Source organism: Aeoliella sp., assembly GCF_965227375.1.
Classification (GTDB): Bacteria; Planctomycetota; Planctomycetia; order Pirellulales; family Lacipirellulaceae; genus Aeoliella.
Genome location: NZ_CBDDFX010000001.1, coordinates 940,987 through 959,247 on the forward strand (window position 1 = coordinate 940,987; position 18,261 = coordinate 959,247).

General features: G+C 60.5%; 18 protein-coding genes. 9 read left to right on the top strand and 9 right to left on the bottom strand.

Translation table 11 applies throughout. The features are described from left to right. From ACQK2L_RS03785 to ACQK2L_RS03795, 3 genes are all read left to right on the top strand, one after another. On the top strand, window positions 1–525 hold the full coding sequence (locus tag ACQK2L_RS03785; protein WP_425395600.1) for an SRPBCC family protein: 525 nt from the start codon (window positions 1–3) through the stop codon (window positions 523–525). Window positions 526–553: 28 nt separating this feature from the next. Continuing rightward, on the top strand, window positions 554–967 hold the full coding sequence (locus tag ACQK2L_RS03790; RefSeq protein WP_425395601.1) for a hypothetical protein: 414 nt from the start codon (window positions 554–556) through the stop codon (window positions 965–967). A 261-nt stretch (window positions 968–1,228) separates the two neighbouring features. After that, complete coding sequence (locus ACQK2L_RS03795; RefSeq protein WP_425395602.1) at window positions 1,229–2,128, top strand: DUF6985 domain-containing protein; 900 nt, start codon at window positions 1,229–1,231, stop codon at window positions 2,126–2,128. Between the two features lie 30 nt (window positions 2,129–2,158). On the opposite strand, the gene ACQK2L_RS03800 is transcribed toward ACQK2L_RS03795, so the two are convergent. Both ACQK2L_RS03800 and ACQK2L_RS03805 read right to left on the bottom strand, forming a co-directional pair. Continuing rightward, on the bottom strand, window positions 2,159–3,025 hold the full coding sequence (locus tag ACQK2L_RS03800; RefSeq protein ID WP_425395603.1) for a M23 family metallopeptidase: 867 nt from the start codon (window positions 3,023–3,025) through the stop codon (window positions 2,159–2,161). A 124-nt stretch (window positions 3,026–3,149) separates the two neighbouring features. Further along, entirely contained in the window at window positions 3,150–3,734 is a 585-nt protein-coding gene (locus ACQK2L_RS03805; protein WP_425395604.1) for a CDP-alcohol phosphatidyltransferase family protein, read from the bottom strand. A gap of 133 nt (window positions 3,735–3,867) precedes the next feature. Between ACQK2L_RS03805 and ACQK2L_RS03810 the strand changes: the two genes are divergently transcribed. Together ACQK2L_RS03810 and ACQK2L_RS03815 are read left to right on the top strand one after the other, a co-directional pair. Then, a complete protein-coding gene (locus tag ACQK2L_RS03810) occupies window positions 3,868–4,719 on the top strand; it encodes a hypothetical protein (protein WP_425395605.1) in 852 nt (283 codons plus the stop codon). Between the two features lie 147 nt (window positions 4,720–4,866). Beyond that, window positions 4,867–5,226, top strand: a complete 360-nt coding sequence (locus ACQK2L_RS03815; protein WP_425395606.1) for a hypothetical protein — start codon at window positions 4,867–4,869, stop codon at window positions 5,224–5,226. A gap of 61 nt (window positions 5,227–5,287) precedes the next feature. On the opposite strand, the gene kbl is transcribed toward ACQK2L_RS03815, so the two are convergent. Together kbl and tdh are read right to left on the bottom strand one after the other, a co-directional pair. Further along, complete coding sequence (gene kbl, locus ACQK2L_RS03820) at window positions 5,288–6,469, bottom strand: glycine C-acetyltransferase (RefSeq protein ID WP_425395607.1); 1,182 nt, start codon at window positions 6,467–6,469, stop codon at window positions 5,288–5,290. Window positions 6,470–6,740: 271 nt separating this feature from the next. Next, the gene (gene tdh, locus ACQK2L_RS03825; RefSeq protein ID WP_425395608.1) at window positions 6,741–7,769 is read right to left on the bottom strand and encodes an L-threonine 3-dehydrogenase; all 1,029 of its coding nucleotides are present in this window, start codon (window positions 7,767–7,769) and stop codon (window positions 6,741–6,743) included. Window positions 7,770–8,420: 651 nt separating this feature from the next. On the opposite strand from tdh, the gene ACQK2L_RS03830 reads away from it, so the two are divergent. Genes ACQK2L_RS03830 through ACQK2L_RS03840 form a run of 3 tightly spaced genes read left to right on the top strand, consistent with a single transcriptional unit; the run spans window position 8,421 to window position 11,469 of the window. Beyond that, on the top strand, window positions 8,421–9,437 hold the full coding sequence (locus ACQK2L_RS03830; protein ID WP_425395609.1) for a DUF1559 domain-containing protein: 1,017 nt from the start codon (window positions 8,421–8,423) through the stop codon (window positions 9,435–9,437). Then, a complete protein-coding gene (locus ACQK2L_RS03835; RefSeq protein WP_425395610.1) occupies window positions 9,434–10,444 on the top strand; it encodes a DUF1559 domain-containing protein in 1,011 nt (336 codons plus the stop codon). The genes ACQK2L_RS03830 and ACQK2L_RS03835 overlap by 4 nt, the downstream gene beginning before the upstream one ends. Continuing rightward, window positions 10,441–11,469 carry a DUF1559 domain-containing protein gene (locus ACQK2L_RS03840; protein ID WP_425395611.1) on the top strand — a complete coding sequence of 343 codons (1,029 nt, stop codon included), beginning with the start codon at window positions 10,441–10,443 and terminating at the stop codon, window positions 11,467–11,469. Before ACQK2L_RS03835 ends, ACQK2L_RS03840 begins: the two co-directional genes overlap by 4 nt. 50 nt (window positions 11,470–11,519) lie before the next feature. Here ACQK2L_RS03840 and ACQK2L_RS03845 read toward each other — a convergent pair whose 3' ends face one another. Continuing rightward, on the bottom strand, window positions 11,520–13,025 hold the full coding sequence (locus ACQK2L_RS03845) for a hypothetical protein (RefSeq protein WP_425395612.1): 1,506 nt from the start codon (window positions 13,023–13,025) through the stop codon (window positions 11,520–11,522). 136 nt (window positions 13,026–13,161) lie between these two features. Here ACQK2L_RS03845 and ACQK2L_RS03850 point away from each other — a divergent pair, with 136 nt between their 5' ends. Beyond that, window positions 13,162–13,644, top strand: coding sequence for a DUF6960 family protein (locus ACQK2L_RS03850; RefSeq protein ID WP_425395613.1), 483 nt, complete (start codon window positions 13,162–13,164; stop codon window positions 13,642–13,644). 76 nt (window positions 13,645–13,720) lie between these two features. Here ACQK2L_RS03850 and ACQK2L_RS03855 read toward each other — a convergent pair whose 3' ends face one another. The 4 genes from ACQK2L_RS03855 to ACQK2L_RS03870 all read right to left on the bottom strand — a co-directional run bounded on the left by ACQK2L_RS03855 (window position 13,721) and on the right by ACQK2L_RS03870 (window position 18,191). Continuing rightward, a complete protein-coding gene (locus tag ACQK2L_RS03855; protein WP_425397412.1) occupies window positions 13,721–15,106 on the bottom strand; it encodes a sigma-54-dependent transcriptional regulator in 1,386 nt (461 codons plus the stop codon). Window positions 15,107–15,385: 279 nt separating this feature from the next. Beyond that, the gene (locus ACQK2L_RS03860; RefSeq protein ID WP_425395614.1) at window positions 15,386–16,816 is read right to left on the bottom strand and encodes a cytochrome c peroxidase; all 1,431 of its coding nucleotides are present in this window, start codon (window positions 16,814–16,816) and stop codon (window positions 15,386–15,388) included. Window positions 16,817–17,054: 238 nt separating this feature from the next. Next, window positions 17,055–17,954, bottom strand: coding sequence for a tyrosine recombinase XerC (xerC, locus tag ACQK2L_RS03865; protein ID WP_425395615.1), 900 nt, complete (start codon window positions 17,952–17,954; stop codon window positions 17,055–17,057). Beyond that, on the bottom strand, window positions 17,955–18,191 hold the full coding sequence (locus ACQK2L_RS03870) for a hypothetical protein (RefSeq protein ID WP_425395616.1): 237 nt from the start codon (window positions 18,189–18,191) through the stop codon (window positions 17,955–17,957). Window positions 18,192–18,261 lie beyond the last annotated feature (70 nt).

Consider the following 18,261-nt stretch of genomic DNA (forward strand, 5'->3'; position numbering starts at 1 on the left):
ATGGTGGCCCGAAAGTCGATTACGATTCGCAAGGAACGGTTCTATCCTCACCCACCCGAAGATGTGTGGGCCGCGATCAGCGACGCACACGCATTGGCCGAGTGGCTCGAACCGAACAACCACAAACCCATCGTCGGGCACAAGTTCGAGTTCCGCTGCGACCCAGGTTCATGCGGGGCTGGCATCACCAGTTGCGAGGTACTGGAAGCCGACCCACCGCGGAGGCTCGTTTGGAGCTGGGTACACCATCCCAAGCCACCAGCCCCGCCGTGCGAACCGATGCGAATCGCCTGGACGCTGAAGCCAACAGACGGAGGCACTTTGCTGATACTCGAACACACAGGAGCGGAGCACCTCACATGGCTCACCCGCAACATGATGCGGATGGGATGGGGCTACATGATGAAGCGTCTAATCCCTCGCATTCTCGGCCGAGTCGAACAGGGGCACTTCACGCCAGGCGCCATTCCGCTGTCGAAGCGATGCTACTCGTGCAAAAGCGTGCCAGAGGAATTTGTCCGCTAGCCCCATCCCGTTCCATGCAGGCCTTCCCATGACCGATCCTACTTCTCCTAGATTCCGGTGGGGCAAGGTTCTGCTGGCGGTGGTTGTGGCCGAAGCCGTTCCGATTCTCATCCTCGTTGGCATCGTGACCGTCTATGCGATGGTTCGCAGTGAAGATGCGCTTTCGCCAGAGGAGTTTGCCCCGCTAGCCGGCAATTGGGTCGGCCCTATTGGCGGTTTCCTCTGCACCATGCTGATGGCGTGCTGGGCAGCCGCGGCAGCGGAGCACTGGAAACTACCACACGGAGTCGCCGTTGGTGTGGGAGCGGCCTTACTCGACGTTGGACTGGCGGTTGGCATGGCCGGGTCCGCGGCCATTACCTTACTGATGATCGGTTCGATTGCAGGGCGAGTCGCGGCAGGCGTAATAGGAGGAGTGATCGCCAGTCGTACATGGCGATGAACTCTCCACATGACTTCTGCAAACCGCCCGACTGAAGACCACAAGCGGCCTTGGCTGAAGTCGTCGAGCGCGTGAAAGCGACGGCACGTCCATCGCCAGACGGCCGACGCACCACGAATCTCCTCCATGGGCCTCGCAAGCCTTGCAGACGGCCGGCGTCGCGCCGACAATGAAGCTGGCTGCTTCGTGCGGGCGTGTCGTGTCTGCGGTGGCGTATTCCTATCCACTTTGTTGATAGGCCTTTAGTGGTGTAGCGATCCGATGTCCGAGAAAGACCCGCTTAAGATCATTGGCCAACCGCCGCCGACCGAGGCGGAGCGACAGCAAGTCATGGCATTTGCCGAGGCGACTGGTCGGCCAGCAAAGTTCTGCCGGGCTGCACTCATCGAAGCTAAGGGCGACGAAACAGAGGCGAAGCGGCTGATCGACGACGCAGCGTTTGTCCGAATGCACACCGACTTCGACTTCGCCGCGATGCGCAATCTGGCCAAGGACCCTGCGGCGATCATCGAATACGTTGCGCGGCAGCAGATGACCCACGCCGGCAAGAGCGAGGCCGAAATCGCGCAGGCCACCGCGCAGCAACAACAAGAGGCGGCCGCGTACAGCAAGCAAGAGGAGGCGTTTAGAAAGCGCGAACGGCAACGGCAGAAGAAAGTCCGCGGTCAGACTGTCGACGACCCCGTGTTCGGCCAGCTTACGCACGACGAGTACTGTTGGACCGGCACGATCGACCTCCCGCCGTTCGGTGAAGGATTGGAACTGAACGTCGAGCCACCCGATCAAGCCGACGAGTTGGTCTATCCGACCCGGCGTCAGCAGGAGACCTTCGAGCGGTTCAGGGCCAAGGCGGAGGCTCGATATCGTCAGGCGGAGCGTGCCCACTTCGAGTTGTTCCGCGCGGTCCGCCCGCAGTTGATTGACGAGCAGCTGCAGATGGCCCAGGTTATGCCAGAATGGAATGAGGATCCAGTGCCCGACCCGCAAAAACCGGCCGATATCTGGGCCCAGGTCGACGGCGATCCGACCCTGATCGTCGGCCCAGACAACGACAGTGATCCGATCGCCATCACGCTAGGTTACGAAGTGGCGTGGGACCCCGAACACGGCAGCTACCTGCGATTCGAACGCGGCCGCGTGGTACAGGCGGGCAGCCTGTAGTGCATGCGAGGTAATATCGCGTTCAACGCTCTAGTCCGTATCCCAATACTCGTCGGTTGCATCGCGGTCGCGTTGGATACTTGCCACCCAGCCTTGTGACGACGAATCGTCCGGAGCGTGTATCCATCCCGCGTTCCAACCAGGGAATTGGCGTAGCAGTAGCCGCGTGATCTCCAGGGTATCGTCTGCACAAGAGATTCCGCAGACCTCCAGGCCGTGAACATCATGCAAGGCGTCTATCGACGAGTAGTTTGATACGCTGTCAAAGCCTGCTGCAGCGAGCAATTCGGCAACGTCGCGGGCCAACTGCAACAGCTCGGGTGAGAACGCCGACGCATCAGCATCGACACCTATCAGAGATTTCACGGCAGGCGCAGAGTTTGACTTGGTGGACTTGTCGGCAGGTGCGGGCCTCTTGTACCAGGCGCCGTTCTTGAGCTGCGTAGCACCACGTCTAGCCGTTCTGAAAGTGGTAGCTACACGCTTACGCAGCACCGCATCGGCAACGTGAAAGTGAAGGTGCGGCCTGCTAGACCACCCCGTATTGCCGGAGTAGCCAATGACCTGCCCCTTGGCGACTGCGTCGCCTGCTACAACACAGTTGCCTCGGTGCATCAGGTGCACGTAAGATCCGATGCTATCATCGGGATGAAGTATATGGATGGCGTTAGCCTTGGGCTTAAAAGAAGGATGGGTACCACCTTCGCAGAAATGATTGATGACGCGATACACAACTCCGCTGCGAGACGCACAGACTGCGGTGCCCTCGGGCATCCCAAAATCCAACGAGAAGTGGCTCTCGTCCGTATGTGAATACGATCCTCCGTAACCCTGGATAACACGAAAACGCTTTCCGGGAAGAAAGGGAAGCTCGTAAATGAAGTCGCCGTCAAACACGTTACGATTTGCGGTAAAGGGCTACTTAACTCGTTGTATTGTCATTGTATCCGTGCGCAGCCAACAACATTCGTTACGAATCCAACCGCAGGTCGCCCGCGGCCTGAGATACCTCCACTGAGAACTACTGGCGTCGGGCATGCCACAGCGACGGCACATCAACGCGCGGAGCGCGAAGCACTAAGGTGATCATCACGGCCTCGAGGTTGGCAAGCACCACCAGGAACATGGCGACTCGGAATGGCCACGCGGCCCAATCGGCGATCAGGCAGATGACGCCCGCGCCGACAACCAGCCACGCCCCTTTCGCCGCCCAGGTGTGGTAGCTCGGCAGGTTGCCGAACTTGAACAGGGCTACCAGCCAACTCAACGCATAGGCGCCGATGGCCGCGGCGATCCAGCCCGCCTCGCGGTGCATCGCCTCGTGGTTCAGGATCACCAAGGCAACCAGCAGCGACGTATAGAACGAAGCGTCCGCCACGGTATCGAGTCGCGCGCCGAATGCGGACTCCTGGTGCAGCGTCCTGGCCAGAAATCCGTCGAGCCATTCGGTGAAGACGAGCGCCGTGACGACCACAGCCACCCAAACGGGCTGGTCGTATAGCGCCAGCAGAACGAGCGCTGGCGACCCGATCACTCGCAGCCCGGTGACGAGATTCGGCGCGCTAAGTCGGCTCGCCTGCTCGTTCGAAGACTCGGTGGAGACCATGTTGACACCTCCTAGGCCCATTATACTCCACGGTATCGGCAATCCAGAAACTGCAGGATGGCTTGGTGCGTTATCTCCTATTCAGAATTGGTTATACTCCAAGCAGAATTCCTCGACCTAGGAGTTGCTGCGCATGTGCAACACACGCCGATTACCAGTTGTCGTTGTCGGTTTCCTGCTCTTTGCTGTCGGTCGTGCAACTGCTCAGCCCTTGGGCTTCACGACAGAGAGCCTTGAGAGCCTGGTCATCAACGCCGACCGCGTTTTGGTGGCGAAGATCGTCGAGGTCCGGGACGATCCGATCCCCGGCGGTTCGAAGAGGCCCCGCATCACGATTGAAATCGAGGAAACGCTCAAATACCCTCTCTTCGAAGAACGGCACGATAAGTTGGGGTTGTTTGTCGAACACCCGACGACGGGATTCAAGGAGTTTGAGGAGCGTTCGAGTCGTTTGCTGGTTGCCCACCGCGATGATGAGCCATTTTCGCCAAGGCTGATCGAGCTGGCGCCAGGCAAGACCGAGGTGTTTTTGTCGGACTTCACGCTGCTGCACGAGCCCGAGGCGGTCGTCGAGGCTGCCAGAGAGATCATCCGCCGCGCGCCGACGAATGTGCGCCAACTGCACACGTTCCGTCTCGTGATCCCACAAGAGACGCTTGCAGAAACCAAGAATGGGCCCTACCTGCAACTGACGGTGCCCGTTGATGAACAACTGCAGGAGCGCGCGATCGGTTTCCTGGATTCCAAGACCTATACTAAGCGATCAGAAGCCGCCAGGATTCTGCGGTACTTCAAGTCCGACGCCAACATCGACCGCCTTCGCACGCTGCTTGACGACCCGGGGTACGGATGGATGGCGGACAATAAAGGGAATCGCTCGAAGTACTACGGCGTCCGCAATGCAGCGTATGAAACCCTGAAGGCGTGGGGAGTCGAAGTCGAGCGGCCGGTGATGGTCGAGCCAGACAGCCAACAGGAGGAGTGAACTCGTCGCACTCGCTGGTCTGTCTTGGAGATTTCCCAGCATTGCATCGTCAGCCTTGCTAGCTTGATTGGGCTGGGCCGGCAGCATAAGCATTGATACCCTGATCGAGAGCTCGGCAAGATCCACCTCCTCAACATGGAAGTACGTATGGCAGAGACAAAGAAGCGGACTGCGGCGGTTGTCCCATTCGCTCTCGGTTTGGGACTGATAGTCCTTGTTGCGCTGGGCGCGATGGTGTTCTTCGCCTCCGCCTCGGTGTCGGGGACCGCCACCCTGCCCAACGGGACCATTGCCACGATTAATGGCCCTTTTTCGTGCTCGAACAACACCGCAGCGACGGTAATCGATGCCGGCGGACACGTCTTTGAATTCACTCCCACTACGGTTTTGGTAGACAAGACTCCTGTGGCATCTCTGGATTCCAGCGTGCAGAAAGTCGAGATCGACGCTTCGTATTGGACGGCATCCCTGCGAATAAATGGCGAACAAGTACCGTCAGTTCGTTGAGTAGGCCAGGAATGGCCTCTTCTATTCCGCGTTCTCGATGCCCCCTTCGATTAGCAATCGCCTAGCCCACGGCCGCTTTCGCTTGTTTGAACTTCTCCACCGCGCTGCGTAGGTCGTCTTCGCTGTGGGCGGCCGAGACTTGTACGCGGATTCTGGCTTTGCCCATTGGCACCACAGGGTAGTAGAAGCCGATGACGTAGATGCCTAGCTCCAGGAGCTTGTCGGCCATCCCGGTGGCCAGGTTGGCGTCGCCCAGCATGATGGGGACGATGGGGTGCTCGCCCGGCAGGATGTCGAACCCGGCGGCGGTCATTTCGCTGCGGAACAGTTGCGTATTGTTCATCAGCTTATCGCGGAGCTCGGTCGAGCGGCCGGCGATCTCGAGCGCCTTGATCGATCCGCCCACAATCGGTGGGGCGATGGTGTTCGAGAACAGGTAAGGCCGCGAGCGCTGCCGCAATAGTTCGATCACTTCCTTGCGGCCGCTGGTGTAACCGCCGCTCGCGCCGCCCAGGGCTTTGCCGAACGTGCCGGTGGTGATGTCGATGCGACCGACGACGCCACAATGTTCGTGCGTCCCGCGGCCGGTGGGGCCCCAGAATCCCGTGGCGTGGCAATCGTCGAAGTGCACCAAGGCGTTGTGGTCGTCGGCCAGTTGGCAGATCTCGTCGAGCTTCGCGACACTGCCATCCATGCTGAACACGCCGTCGGTGGTGATCAGCTTGGTCCGCGCGCCAGCGGCGTCGGCCTCCAGCAGTTTGTCCTTGAGGTCGTCCATGTTGCACGTCTTGTAGCGAAAGCGTTTGGCCTTACACAGTCGCACGCCGTCGATAATCGAAGCGTGGTTCAGCTCGTCGCTGATCACTGCGTCGTCTTCGGTGAGCAGCGTTTCGAACAACCCGCCATTGGCGTCAAAGCAACTGGAGTAGAGGATCGTATCTTCCGTGCCCAGGAAGTCGGAGACCACAGTTTCAAGCTCTTTGTGGCAGGTTTGCGTGCCGCAGATGAACCGCACGCTCGACAGCCCGTAGCCCCAGCGATCGAGCGCTTCGTGCGCGGCCTGGATGATCTCGGGATGATCGGCGAGGCCCAGGTAGTTGTTGGCGCACATGTTCAGGACCTCGTGGCCCGCGACCGCAATGTGCGCCTGCTGCGGCGACTCGATCAGGCGTTCGTTCTTGTACAGCCCGGCCGAGCGAATCTCGTCCACCTGCCCGGCGATGCGCTGGAGGTCTTGGTTCATGGGTGCTCCGAGTCTTAGCCCCGGCATTCATGCCGGGTGGGGTTGAGAGTTTGTTCTTGTATCGTGTCATTTCGAAGGGAGGCTCGCCGACCGAGAAATCTGGTCTGCCATTCTCCGGGACTATTGCGTTTGGGGAGTTCGGTCGGCCAAGCTCCTAAATGGGCAAGTTGGTCACGGTTGGCGTACTAGATTCCTCAGTCGGCGAGCCTCCTTTCGGAATGACACAACGGATACCTATCTCCCCCCGGCATAAATGCCGGGGCTAAACCAGCTAAAAGGTCCAATCCAAAATGATCTTGCCCGAGCTGCCCGAGCGCATGGTGTCGAAGCCTTGTTGGAATTCGCTGTATGGCATGCGGTGAGTGATCACGGGCGAGATGTCCAGGCCGCTTTGGATCATCACGGTCATCTTGTACCAGGTTTCGTACATCTCGCGGCCGTAGATGCCTTTGATGGTGAGCATGTTGAACACCACCTCGTTCCAGTCGATGGCCATCTCGCCTTCGGGGATGCCGAGCATGGCGATCTTTCCGCCGTGGCACATATTGGCAATCATGTCGCGGAACGCGCTGGGGTTGCCCGACATTTCGAGGCCGACGTCGAAGCCTTCGGTCATGCCAAGCTGTTGCTGCACGTCGGCGAGTTTGGTCGTACGAACATCCACCGCGCGGGTGACGCCAACCTTCTCGGCAAGTTCCAGGCGATAGGGATTTACGTCGGTGACAACCACGTGCCGCGAGCCGGCGTGGCGCACGACGGCGGCGGCCATGATGCCGATCGGCCCGGCGCCAGTGATCAGGACGTCTTCGCCGAGCACTGGGAACGACAGCGCGGTGTGCACTGCGTTGCCCAGCGGGTCGAAGATCGAAGCGACGTCGGGATCGACGCCCGGCGCGTGGTGCCAGACGTTGGTCATCGGCAGCGAGATGTACTCGGCGAATGCGCCGGGACGATTGACTCCAACACCCTTGGTCGATTTGCAGAGGTGACGTCGTCCCGCCATGCAGTTGCGACACCGCCCGCACACCACGTGTCCCTCGCCACTGACAATGTCGCCAGGGTGAAAGTCGTTGACATTCGAGCCGACTTCCACGACCTCGCCCACGAACTCATGCCCGACGACCATCGGCACGGGGATTGTCTTCTGCGCCCAGGCGTCCCAGTTGTAGATGTGGACGTCGGTTCCGCAGATGCCGGTCTTGTGAACACGAATCAGCACATCGTTGATGCCAATTGTCGGTTCGGGAACGTCGAGCAACCACAAGCCGACTTCGGCGTGCTGTTTAACCAGAGCTTTCAAGGCAGGGACCCAGCGGGCGGGAGTGGGAGGGCGAAGGGCAGATAGCCCTTACGCTAAACCGGCAAAGAAAAACACACCAGGGACCCTGGCCCAAGAAGGGCATCAGATCCCCGGTGTGTGTCAGGGGGCCCGCGATAACTGAGGCACACTATTATGCCTAGGAATTAGTATATGTCTGCCGGGAAAGTAATGTAACGCGAAAAAAAAGAACAAAAACATCGCGACATTGCGCTGGGAAGATACACCGGTGCGCAAAGGGAATGTGCTCGTGCGAATAGGTATTCCAACCGGTTGCCAGGCGGTCCAAAAACGGTTGTTGAGCCGCGCCCAGAATGCGTTCTAATGAAGTGCACTTTTGTTCACTTCCCCCGAACCGATTACCGGCAGCTGCGTGGGTATCTCTATCAATAAACGGGTACTCGAGACCGAATGTGATACCGAAATCTGGTAAAAATAATGTCGCAGGTGGCGCGATTCTGGGCGCAACGGGGTGCGACATTACTCATCGACATCAACTCACAAGTCTTTCCTGCATAACGACTTGCGAACAAAATGGCGCACGCGGAAATAATGTCGCAGCGAATCGTTTTGTCGCACTTCTGCGACATTACTATAGGGTGAGTCACTGGCCGCCAAAGCAGCACCGACCTCATGAACTTTCGGTTAACCACCATCTTGTACCTCTTCGCCCTGGTGGCCGCTGGGCTCGGTGCGTTGGGTGGGGTCGGGTTGTTTGTGCTGGTCGGCGTGCTGTGGTTTTGGACCGTGGCGCTGTCCAAGCCGCACCACGGATATCACCTATATGTGGCCGCCTTGACGCTGGCGGTCCTGGTCGTGCTGTTGATGCCGGCCATGGAAATGGGCCGCAGTGGTGCTCGACAGATGCGCTGCCGGAACAACCTGAGGCAGCTAGCCCTGTCGATTCATAACTTCCACGATACCAATAAGCGGTTCCCGCCCGCCGCGGGTCCGCATGGCCAGACCGACCATATTCATAGCTGGCGAATGCGCATCGTTCCCTTTGTGGAAAGTACGTTGTTCTACGACCAGTACGACTTCGACAAACCTTGGGACGGCCCGAAGAATCGCCAAGTCGTGGGTACGCTTCCCATTGAACTCTACGAGTGCCCCGAGCACGTCCATCCAACCGAGACGAACTACTTCGCGGTAACGGGCGCAGAGACTGCCTGGGGCAATGGGGAGCAACGCTCCTTTGCCGACGTCACCGACGGGTTGTCGAACACCATCCTGCTAGTCGAAGCCTCGGGACGCGAAACGCATTGGGCAGAACCGAAAGACCTGTCGTTCGACGAAGCAGTGGAGTTGTTAACCACTCCGCTGCGCATCGACGGTGGCGACGGGCATCGCGTCGAGAATGGATACTTCTACAAACACAGCTACGTGCGCAACGTGGCGATGTGCGACGGCGCCGTGCACTCGCTGCGAGTGCCCGTTCCGCGCGAAGCAGCCGTAGCGCTTCTTACTGCCGCCGGCGGCGAGGAGATCGACCCGGAGTGGCTCGAGCAACAATCGAGCGCCGAACTGGACTACGGCCGAGTGTGGGGCTTTTCGTTGTTCGTGGTCCTCGCCCTCCTGCCTGGCGTGCCGAAGTTGCGGCCATTGGTTTGGCCATCATCTGAACCTGAACCCGCGGCCAACGACGAATGAACTTCCGCCTTACCACCATGCTCTACTTGTTCGCCCTGGTCGCCGCCGGGCTCGCCGCGTTCGGCGCGGTGGGTTGCATGGTGGCCGTGGTGGGCGTGCTCATGTTTTGGTCGGGGTGGTTCCATTTCTCACGGGCAGGGACCGTGGGGGTTGTACTTCTGATGGCGCTGGTATTGCTGCTGCTACCGGCCGAGTCACGTGTAGGCGAAGCATCCCCCAGCAATTCCTGCTTATTCAACATCAAGCACTTGGCGCTGACTATTCATAACTACCACGACGTGCTTGGCAAACTCCCTCCCGCCAACGGTAAGGCGGGCAAGTGGAAGGCCCCCCAGAGCTGGCGGGTGAACATCCTTCCCTTTATGGAAGGCCAGACCATCAGCAATCACTACAACTTCGACGAACCGTGGAATGGCCCGACCAATGCCAAACAGATCATGCCGATTCGGTTTCCTGCTTGCGAGTGCCCTGTGCATGCTGCTCCCACCCACACGGATTACTTCGCTATTACCGGCCCAAACACGGTGTGGGGCAACGGCCAACCTTGTTCGTTCGACGACGTTGCCGACGACCCGGCCAACACAATCCTATTGATCGAGTTGGCCAATCGCGGTGTTCACTGGTCGGAGCCGAAGGACCTCACGTTCGACGAAGCGGTCCAACTGCTGACGACACCGCTCCCCAACGATGCTAGCGATGGTCATCGTATCGATCGAGGCTACTTCAACAGTCCCGTCTATGTCCGCCACGTAGGTATGTGCGACGGTAGTTGCCGGCAACTCGTGATGCCACTCGATCGCGAAGTTGCCGTGGCGCTGCTTACCGCTAGCGGCGGCGAGCAAGTCGACGTGCGACAGTTTGAAGTGCAACCGATTCCGCAGCTCGCCCACGGCCATCCCATTGCCATCGGCGCCTTCGTTCTGCTCGCCCTCCTGCCCGGCGTGCCGAAGTTGCGACCATTGGTTTGGCCATCATCTGAACCTGAACCCGCGGCCAACGACGAATGACCTTCCGCCTTACTACATTGATGTACCTGTTCGCCCTGGTGGCGGCGTCGCTCGCCGCGTTTGGGCCGGTGGGCATCTTGGTGGCGTGCGGGGTGCTGGCGTTTTGGGCGGGCTGTTTCTATCTGCCGGGGCCCATCGCCCGTCCGATGTGGATCATGGGGTTTGTACTGCTGGCGCTCACCTGGATGATGCTCCCGGCCGTACAGACCGCGCGCGAAGCAGCGCGTTGCAGCAGCTGCGCGAACAACATGAAGCAACTGATGCTCGCCATTGAGAATTACGAATCGACCAACCAGCAGCTTCCCGCGGCGGCGAATCCCATGGGCAAGAACGGTGACCCGGCAAGTTGGCGATTGCTGATCCTGCCTTACATGTCGGCTGAAGGAATCTACCAAGTCTACAACTTAAACGAGCCGTGGAATGGTCCCAAGAACTCCAAGCAGGTGGTGCCTATTGTGCTGGAGGTTTGCGAGTGCCCTTCCCATCACGCGCCGAGCGAAACAACGTACTTCGCCGTGACTGGACCACAGACCGCCTGGGGCAATGGCCCACCGCGCAAACTCACTGACACGACCGACGGGCTGTCGTACACCATCATGCTGGTTGAGTCCGCCGGGCGGGGAGTCTATTGGTCGGAGCCGAAAGACCTCTTGTTCGACGAGGCGGTCGAGTTGCTCACCACCCCGCTACCGGCCGACCAAAGCGATGGGCACCGCATCGACAACGGGTACTTTCACAAGCCGAGTTTCGTCCGCAATGTGGCCATGGGCGACGGAAGCTGCCACCGACTTCCTGTGCCCATCTCACGCGAAGCGGCCATCGCACTGCTTACGGCCAACGGCGGCGAGAAGATCGATCCAGCGTGGCTCGGGCAACACCCTGCCGAGTTGGACTACGACCGCGTGTGGGGTTTTTCGGTCTTTGCCGTCCTGGCGATCCTGCCCGGCGTGCCGCAACTCCGCCCGTGGGTATGGCCCAACATTCCCGACTCCGCCGAACCCGAAACTCCACCCCGCGACGAATGACTTTCCGCCTCACCAACCTGTTCTACGTGTTCGCCCAACCGCTAACGCGTCTAGCTAACCGACAGCCCGCGGTCAGTGGCGGCTTGTTCGCGGCCGTATACGGCGAGCGTCGCTTCGAACGTTTCCTTGGGCACTTTCCACACCGGGTCGGCGTCGGTGTGCGAGTTGCAGTGGGCCACGATCACGCGGTACAGGAACTTGAACAAGTTGCGCGGCGTGCGGAGCGAGCGGAAGGCGTCGATCAAACGTTGGTCCGACACGCCCTCGTCGAACATGCTCCGCAGTTGCGGCGTGGCGCCGTCAACTGCGCAGGCTTCCAGGCGCGAGTTGGCCAGGTCGTACAGGGCCTCGCCGGTCCAGTCGAGCGAGGGAATCATGTTTTGCTTGTCGATGCGCGCCCGCTGGTGGAATTCGCGCGTCTCGCGGTTCAGGTGCTCTACCAGTTCGTTGGCCAACAACAGCTTGAGCCCCACGCCGGGCTGTTTGAGGAACTTGTTGTCGAGCATCGACCACACGAAGTCGCGCATCAGTTCCACCGAACCGTTCACCAGGTGTGGCTCGTCCACTCGGTCGACCAGCACCAGGATGCCGTTGAAGCCGAGGGAACTCAGCACGCCTTGAAACTTCGAGAGCAACTCGTACCGGTCGTCGGTCCGTCGGCGGTTAGGCAGCGGCTGGCCGTGCAGGTCGCGGTCGGTCATCCGCATGAACAGCCGGCGGAGCGACGAAGTATCGTGCTTCAGCACGCGAACGTTCTTGGCAACGCCGCGGGCTTCGAAATGACAACGCCACCAACGGATCAGCCACGGAACCCAACCCAGGACCACCAGGATGGCGGCCACCCAGCCCCACACGGCACTGAACTCCTTGTGCCACATCAGGTACCCGACCAACGCGGCCATGGCGGCCGACACGCCCCAACCCAACAGCGGCGTGGCGAAGGTGGACAACCCGCCGTACCACAGTTTGCGGCGGAGTTTGTTCGTGCGGTCGGCGAACGACTCGCTGAGCGAATCGTCGTAACAAGCCGACAGCAACAACAGATCGCGCTTCTGATACTTGTCGAGCTTCGAACGCAGGTCGTTGCTGATCTGGTTGGCCGCCGCGTTGCCCGGCCCCTGCGTGCCGAGCACCAGGTTCACCAGGTTGGTGGTGCCGAGCGACAGGATGGCGTCCATGTGGTCCCACAGCTTCCACTCCTCGAGCACCTTGGCCGAGTCGCGCTGTTTGCGGGCCGGAAGTCGGTCGGCGAAGCGGTCGAGGAACGGATTGAAGTCGTCGTACTCGATTACCCAGATTTTGGCGTCCGGGTGTTCGCGGTTATGCTCGGCCAGCTTGCCCATGATCTGCAGCCGCATGGCCGTCTTGCCCGCGCCCTTCTCGCCAAACACGATCGAAGTGGCCGGGTCGGCCGGATCGCCGAACACTTTGTCCCATACGGGGTGGAATGTGCTGGTGCGGCAGCGATTCTTGAACACCGGGTCGGTTTGCGCATCTTCCTCCGCAAAGGGATTGGTGGAAACGCCGTGGTGCTGGAGAAACTTCTCGGTTCGCATGGTGCTGGTGTCGGGGCAGAGGTGGTGGGCGCGTGTGCTGAAAGGTTTGGATTTGCCGCGTACAATTATAGGTGACCGAAGGCTGCGCCGCTGGAGGTTCCCTCGTCCGTTTTTCCCCAGAATCGTTATATTCCCCATGAGTATCGAGCTGAAAACCGACCCCAAGTACGGCTACTACCCCTGGTGGCCCGAGAACGGCGACGACTGGGTCCACCCCGAAGACGTCGAGCTGGCCCGCCGCATGGTGCCCAGCCCGCGAGTCTGGCGGCGCGACGGGCAGCAGGGCGAGTTCGTGGTGCTCACCTACGGCGAGCAGGTGCTCCGCGTCCGCCGAACGTTGTGGAAAGACCTGCCATACGAGGGGTTCGACATCGGCAACCTGGTCGAGGTGCGAACGCGCGGCATGCAGAACGACCACCGCACCGGCACCATCACCGAGATGCTCTGGGACGACCACACAGGCACGCTCCGCTACCAAGTGCACGAACCGAACGAAGAGGTCGAAAACGGACGTACCTACACCGCGGACGACCTGAAGCACGTGGAACAAACCGACGCACGACCAGAGGTACGGATCGAGCCACCGGAAGAGGATGGGGAGGAATACGAGCTAAAGTGAACTGCGATGAAGTGGTTCACTTGTACGCGCAATAGCCGACGAGCTACGCCTCGTCGGAAGCACCTACACAATCGACTCAGTGAGTCGGTGCTCCATCCTCCAGCCCCAACCGCTTCATCTTCTTGTAAAGCGTCGTGCGATTGATACCCAGCGTGTCGGCCGTGGCGTTGCGGTTCCAGCCGTTCGACTCGAGCACTTGCAGAATGATCTGTCGCTCGGGACCTTCGAGGGCTTCCTTCAAGGTCTGACCGGCGGTGAAGGTGGCACTGCCGCCCGTCGATAGACCGGTGCGAACCTCAAGCGGCAAGTCGGCGACTTCGATCACCGGACCTTTGCCCAGCAGGACAGCTCGCTCCACCACGTTTTGAAGTTCGCGGACATTGCCGGGCCAGTTGTACGAGCGGAGGCAGCCAAGCGCATCGTCACTGAATCCGTCGACCTCGCGGTTGACGTCTTCCAGCGTCTCGTGCAGGAAGCGTTCGGCCAACAGCGGCACGTCGCTCACCCGCTCGCGAAGCGAGGGCAGCTCGATGTTGATCACGTTGATGCGGTAGTACAGGTCCTGGCGGAAGCTGCCATCGGCCACGTTCTTCGCCAGGTCCTCGTTGGTCGCCAGGATCACCCGGACGTCCACGTTGTGTGTCTTGGTGCCGCCGACCGCCTCGAACGACAGTTCCTGCAGCACTCGCAGCAGCTTGACCTGCATGGCGGGGCTGGCGGTGCCGATTTCGTCGAGGAAGATCGTGCCGCCGTCGGCTTGCAGGAACTTGCCGGTCTTGTCGCCAGTCGCGCCGGTGAACGCACCCGCCACATGGCCGAACAACTCGCTTTCCAGCAGGTTCTCAGGCAACGCTCCGCAGGCGACTTCGACGAACGGCCCCTTCGAGCGGCTGCTGCGGCGATGGATCGCGCGGGCGATCATGCTCTTACCAGTGCCGCTCTCGCCGGTCACCAGCACCGTGGCGCGAGTATCGGCGATGCTTTCGATCATCTCGTACACACGCAGCATCCGCGGGTCCTGACCCACGATGTTGCCCATGCCGTAGTGCTTGTCGAGTTCGGCCTTGAGCTGCGAGTTCTCGTTCAGCACCTTGCGTTGCGACAGCGCCCGCTCCAGGGCCATGAGCAGCTCTTCGTCGATGAGCGGCTTGGTGAGGAAGTCGAACGCGCCGGCGCGGATGGCCTCGACGGCCATGTCGCCAGTTCCGTAACCCGTCATCAGCAGCACCTGCATGGCAGGCCACTGTCGGAGCGACTGGCGGAGGAAGTCGAACCCATCCTCATCGCCCAACCGCACGTCGACCAGCGCGAGGTCGTAAGTCGCGCTCTCGCAGGCTTTGACCGCTTCGGTGGCGGTGCGGGCGGTGTCGAGTTCGAAACCTTGCTCTCGCAGCCAATCGGCCATCGATTCGAGAACCTGGTAGTCGTCGTCAACAAGTAGGAGCTTTGCGCTGGACATGATGGGCGAGGCAAGTGAGGCGTCTTTGATGTACCGTGGGTGCCTACGCAACGGGTGTTGCGATGCACCACAAGTATCTAGGTCACCTGTTGCCAAGGGTCAACAAAACCTCGTGGTCATCATGCCGACGACGGAATATGGCAACCTACAACCGGCACGAACGGACCAGCCGGAGCAAGCGTTGCGGTAGGCAGGATCGGCAGTTTTGCGGAAAGGGTGTACCGCGGCAGATAAGAGGTCGGAGGTCAGCATGCGATTCTGCCGTAGCCGATGAGCTACGTCTCATCGATCCGACGAGGCGTAGAAGCGTCGGCTAGTTACCCTTCTCCACCCCAGCAGTCCCAATCCCGCTGCGCAGAATAGCACCATAGAACTCGGCTCCGGAACGCTTGCAGCTTGCAGACTCGTGGAGGTCGAAAGTCCTTCCCAGGTGGCCCCCAGGTTATTCCGCCAAATGGTGTAGTCCGCCAGATTCACCGTGCCATCGAGATTGCCATCGGCCCAGGAGTCGGTGAGTCCGAAGTCCTGCTTCCATATCAGGTAGTCAGCAGAGTCGACCACGCCAGAGCCGTCGTAATCGCCCGGCAGTTGCTCGAATGGATCGCTGAACAGCTCGCTGGTGAGGAAGGTCTCGTCAGTCAGCGTTTCCAGAAAGGCGACCAACGCGGCTTTTTCCTGGTCCGTCATGTTCAGTCGCAAGGGCTCTCCGTTGACCCGCAAGCCTCTGTCCAGGTCGGGGTTATCCTGAATTCCACTGTTGTAGAACTCAATCACCTCTTCCAGCGAGCTGAACCGCCCGTCGTGCATAAAGCGTTCTCTTACGGCCACGTTGCGGAGCGACATCACCTTGAAGCTCCCATCACCCACTCCGTCGTCGATGTCGTCGTTGGGATCCGAGTTATCGAGGTCGAGCCCCGTGTTGTGCGGCCGGTCGGCCACCTGCGCATGGGTGGAATGGCAGGTAGCACACCTGCCGGCGCCGTGCAGAAAGAGGTCGGCTCCCTGGCGTTCCAGTGGCGTGAAGACCGAGTCGAAGTCGGGGTTGGCAGGCGTGCCGGCTTGGACCGCCTGGTCGTATTTGGACTGGTACGATTTCATCGAGCGAATAAACTGAGCGAGCGACTTGGAGATGCGTTCGTTGGTGATTTCGGGAGTTCCGAATGCCTCTTCGAATAGCTTCGGATAGAAGTCGGTGGCCGCCAGTTCCTCGCGAAGTTGGTCGAGATCGGTGCCCATTTCCAGTTCGTCCTGGATCGGCATCAGCACCTGCTCCTCCAAGGTCTCCGCCCGCTCGTCCCAGAAGAATCTGCCACGCTCGTAGTAGGCGGCATTGGCCAGCGCAGTGGAATGGCGCGGCGTTAAACCACCTTCGAATCCTTCGCTGAACTGGGCCGAGTCGCCAAACCCAGTGGACTGCTGATGGCACGAAGCGCAACTCGTTCCGTTGTTGTGCGACAGCCGGCCGTCGTAGAACAACACCCGACCAAGCATTGCGCCGGCGTTGGTGATTGGGTTGTCGGCCGGGGTGTTATCGGTAGCGGCTATCGGGCCGTTGGCGAAGTAGTTCGGCAGGTTGTTGATCGCGTACTCCACGTAGTCCTGCGACGCGGAACGAACGGCAGGAACTCCCGGTGAAGCGGCCAGCGAGGTGCTCGCCAGGCAAACAGCGAACCCAAACAGGAAGGGGAAGGCCCCTTCGTTGCAACTGCGCATGATGCTCTTTCCGCTCTGTTCCGAGCCTGATCGACGGGGTGACGTGCAGCCGGCGACGACACCAAAAGTGAGCCGTGACAAGGCAACTAACCAAGTTGTTCCGCCGCTGCGCTGGATGCTATTCCCATGCGTGCACCGAGGGCGGAGTTTGGGGGCCGCTTCGTAGATACGGCCGCTAAGTCATCTAACCCACCAGCGGAGGGAGGGTTTCGGTGCTTTGTTGGCGCGCCGTAAAAACTTACCCCGCTCGCGGATGCGCTCGCTCGTACGCTGCTCGCAGTGTGCTGGTCGAAACGTGCGTGTAGATCTGTGTGGTCACCAGGCTTTTGTGACCCAAGAGTTCCTGGACGCTGCGGATGTCGGCACCGCGGTCCAGCAGGTGCGTGGCAAAGCTGTGCCGCAGCGTGTGGGGCGAGGTGCGACCGTCGAGCGATGCGGTCGCGATGTACTTCTCCAGCATGCGGCCCACGCTGCGCGTCGTAAGACGCGTGCCGAAGCGGTTGGTGAACACTGGCGCGGCGCGGCCGGATTCTTCTTTGGGCGACAGCTCTCGCACGGCCAGCCAGTCGCGCAGCGCGGCGGCGGCGTAGCTGCCAATCGGGGCCAATCTTTCCTTGCGGCCTTTGCCGCGGACGTGCACGATGCCTTGCTCGAGGTCCAGGTCGCCGTCGTTCATGCCGACTAGCTCGCTGACGCGCAGGCCAGCCGAGTAGAGCGTCTCGAGAATCGCCCGATCGCGCGTGCCCTGCTTGCCTTTCTTGGGCGGGGCGGCGAGCAGGCGGCCGATTTCGTCGGTGGTGAGGAAGTGCGGTAGCTTGCGGCTCTTGCGCGGGTTCCGCAGCGCGGCGGCCGGGTTGGCTTTCGCCCAGCCCTCTCGCTGACCGAAGCGATAGAAGCTCCGCACCGACGCCAATCGCCTCGCGATCGACGTCTTTGCAAAACCCGCCTCGGCCAGCGCCGCCACGTAGCCGCGCAATTCGACGGTGGTGATCGAAGCAGGGTCCGGCGCCTCGCCTGATTCGTCCGCCAAATACTCAGCCAATGAGATAAGATCTTCGCGATAAGCCTTCAGCGTGTGCGGGCTGGAGTTTCGTTCCGCATCCAGGTGCCGAAGGAATTGAGCAATCTCGCGATGCATTTACTCGTCGATATCGCTCGATTGGGGAATGGTGAACCGCGCCCGATCGCGGGAGGTGGCTTCGTTGCGAATCTTCTTGCCCAACACGGCGGCGTCGTACCAACTGAAGCTCAGTTCGGGGTTCGCCGCGTGGCGGCCGAGCATTCGCAAGGCTTCGGCCTGTTGCGAGTCGTCGAATAGGAAGATGTAGCGCTCTTTGCCTTTGACCAGTGCAAGCACATTGATGTCGTCGTTCACAGCCAGGGCCTCCGTGCAGGCGGGTTCGTGCGGGGGGGGGAAATAGCGGGCGGCAGCGGAGCAAGCGGTG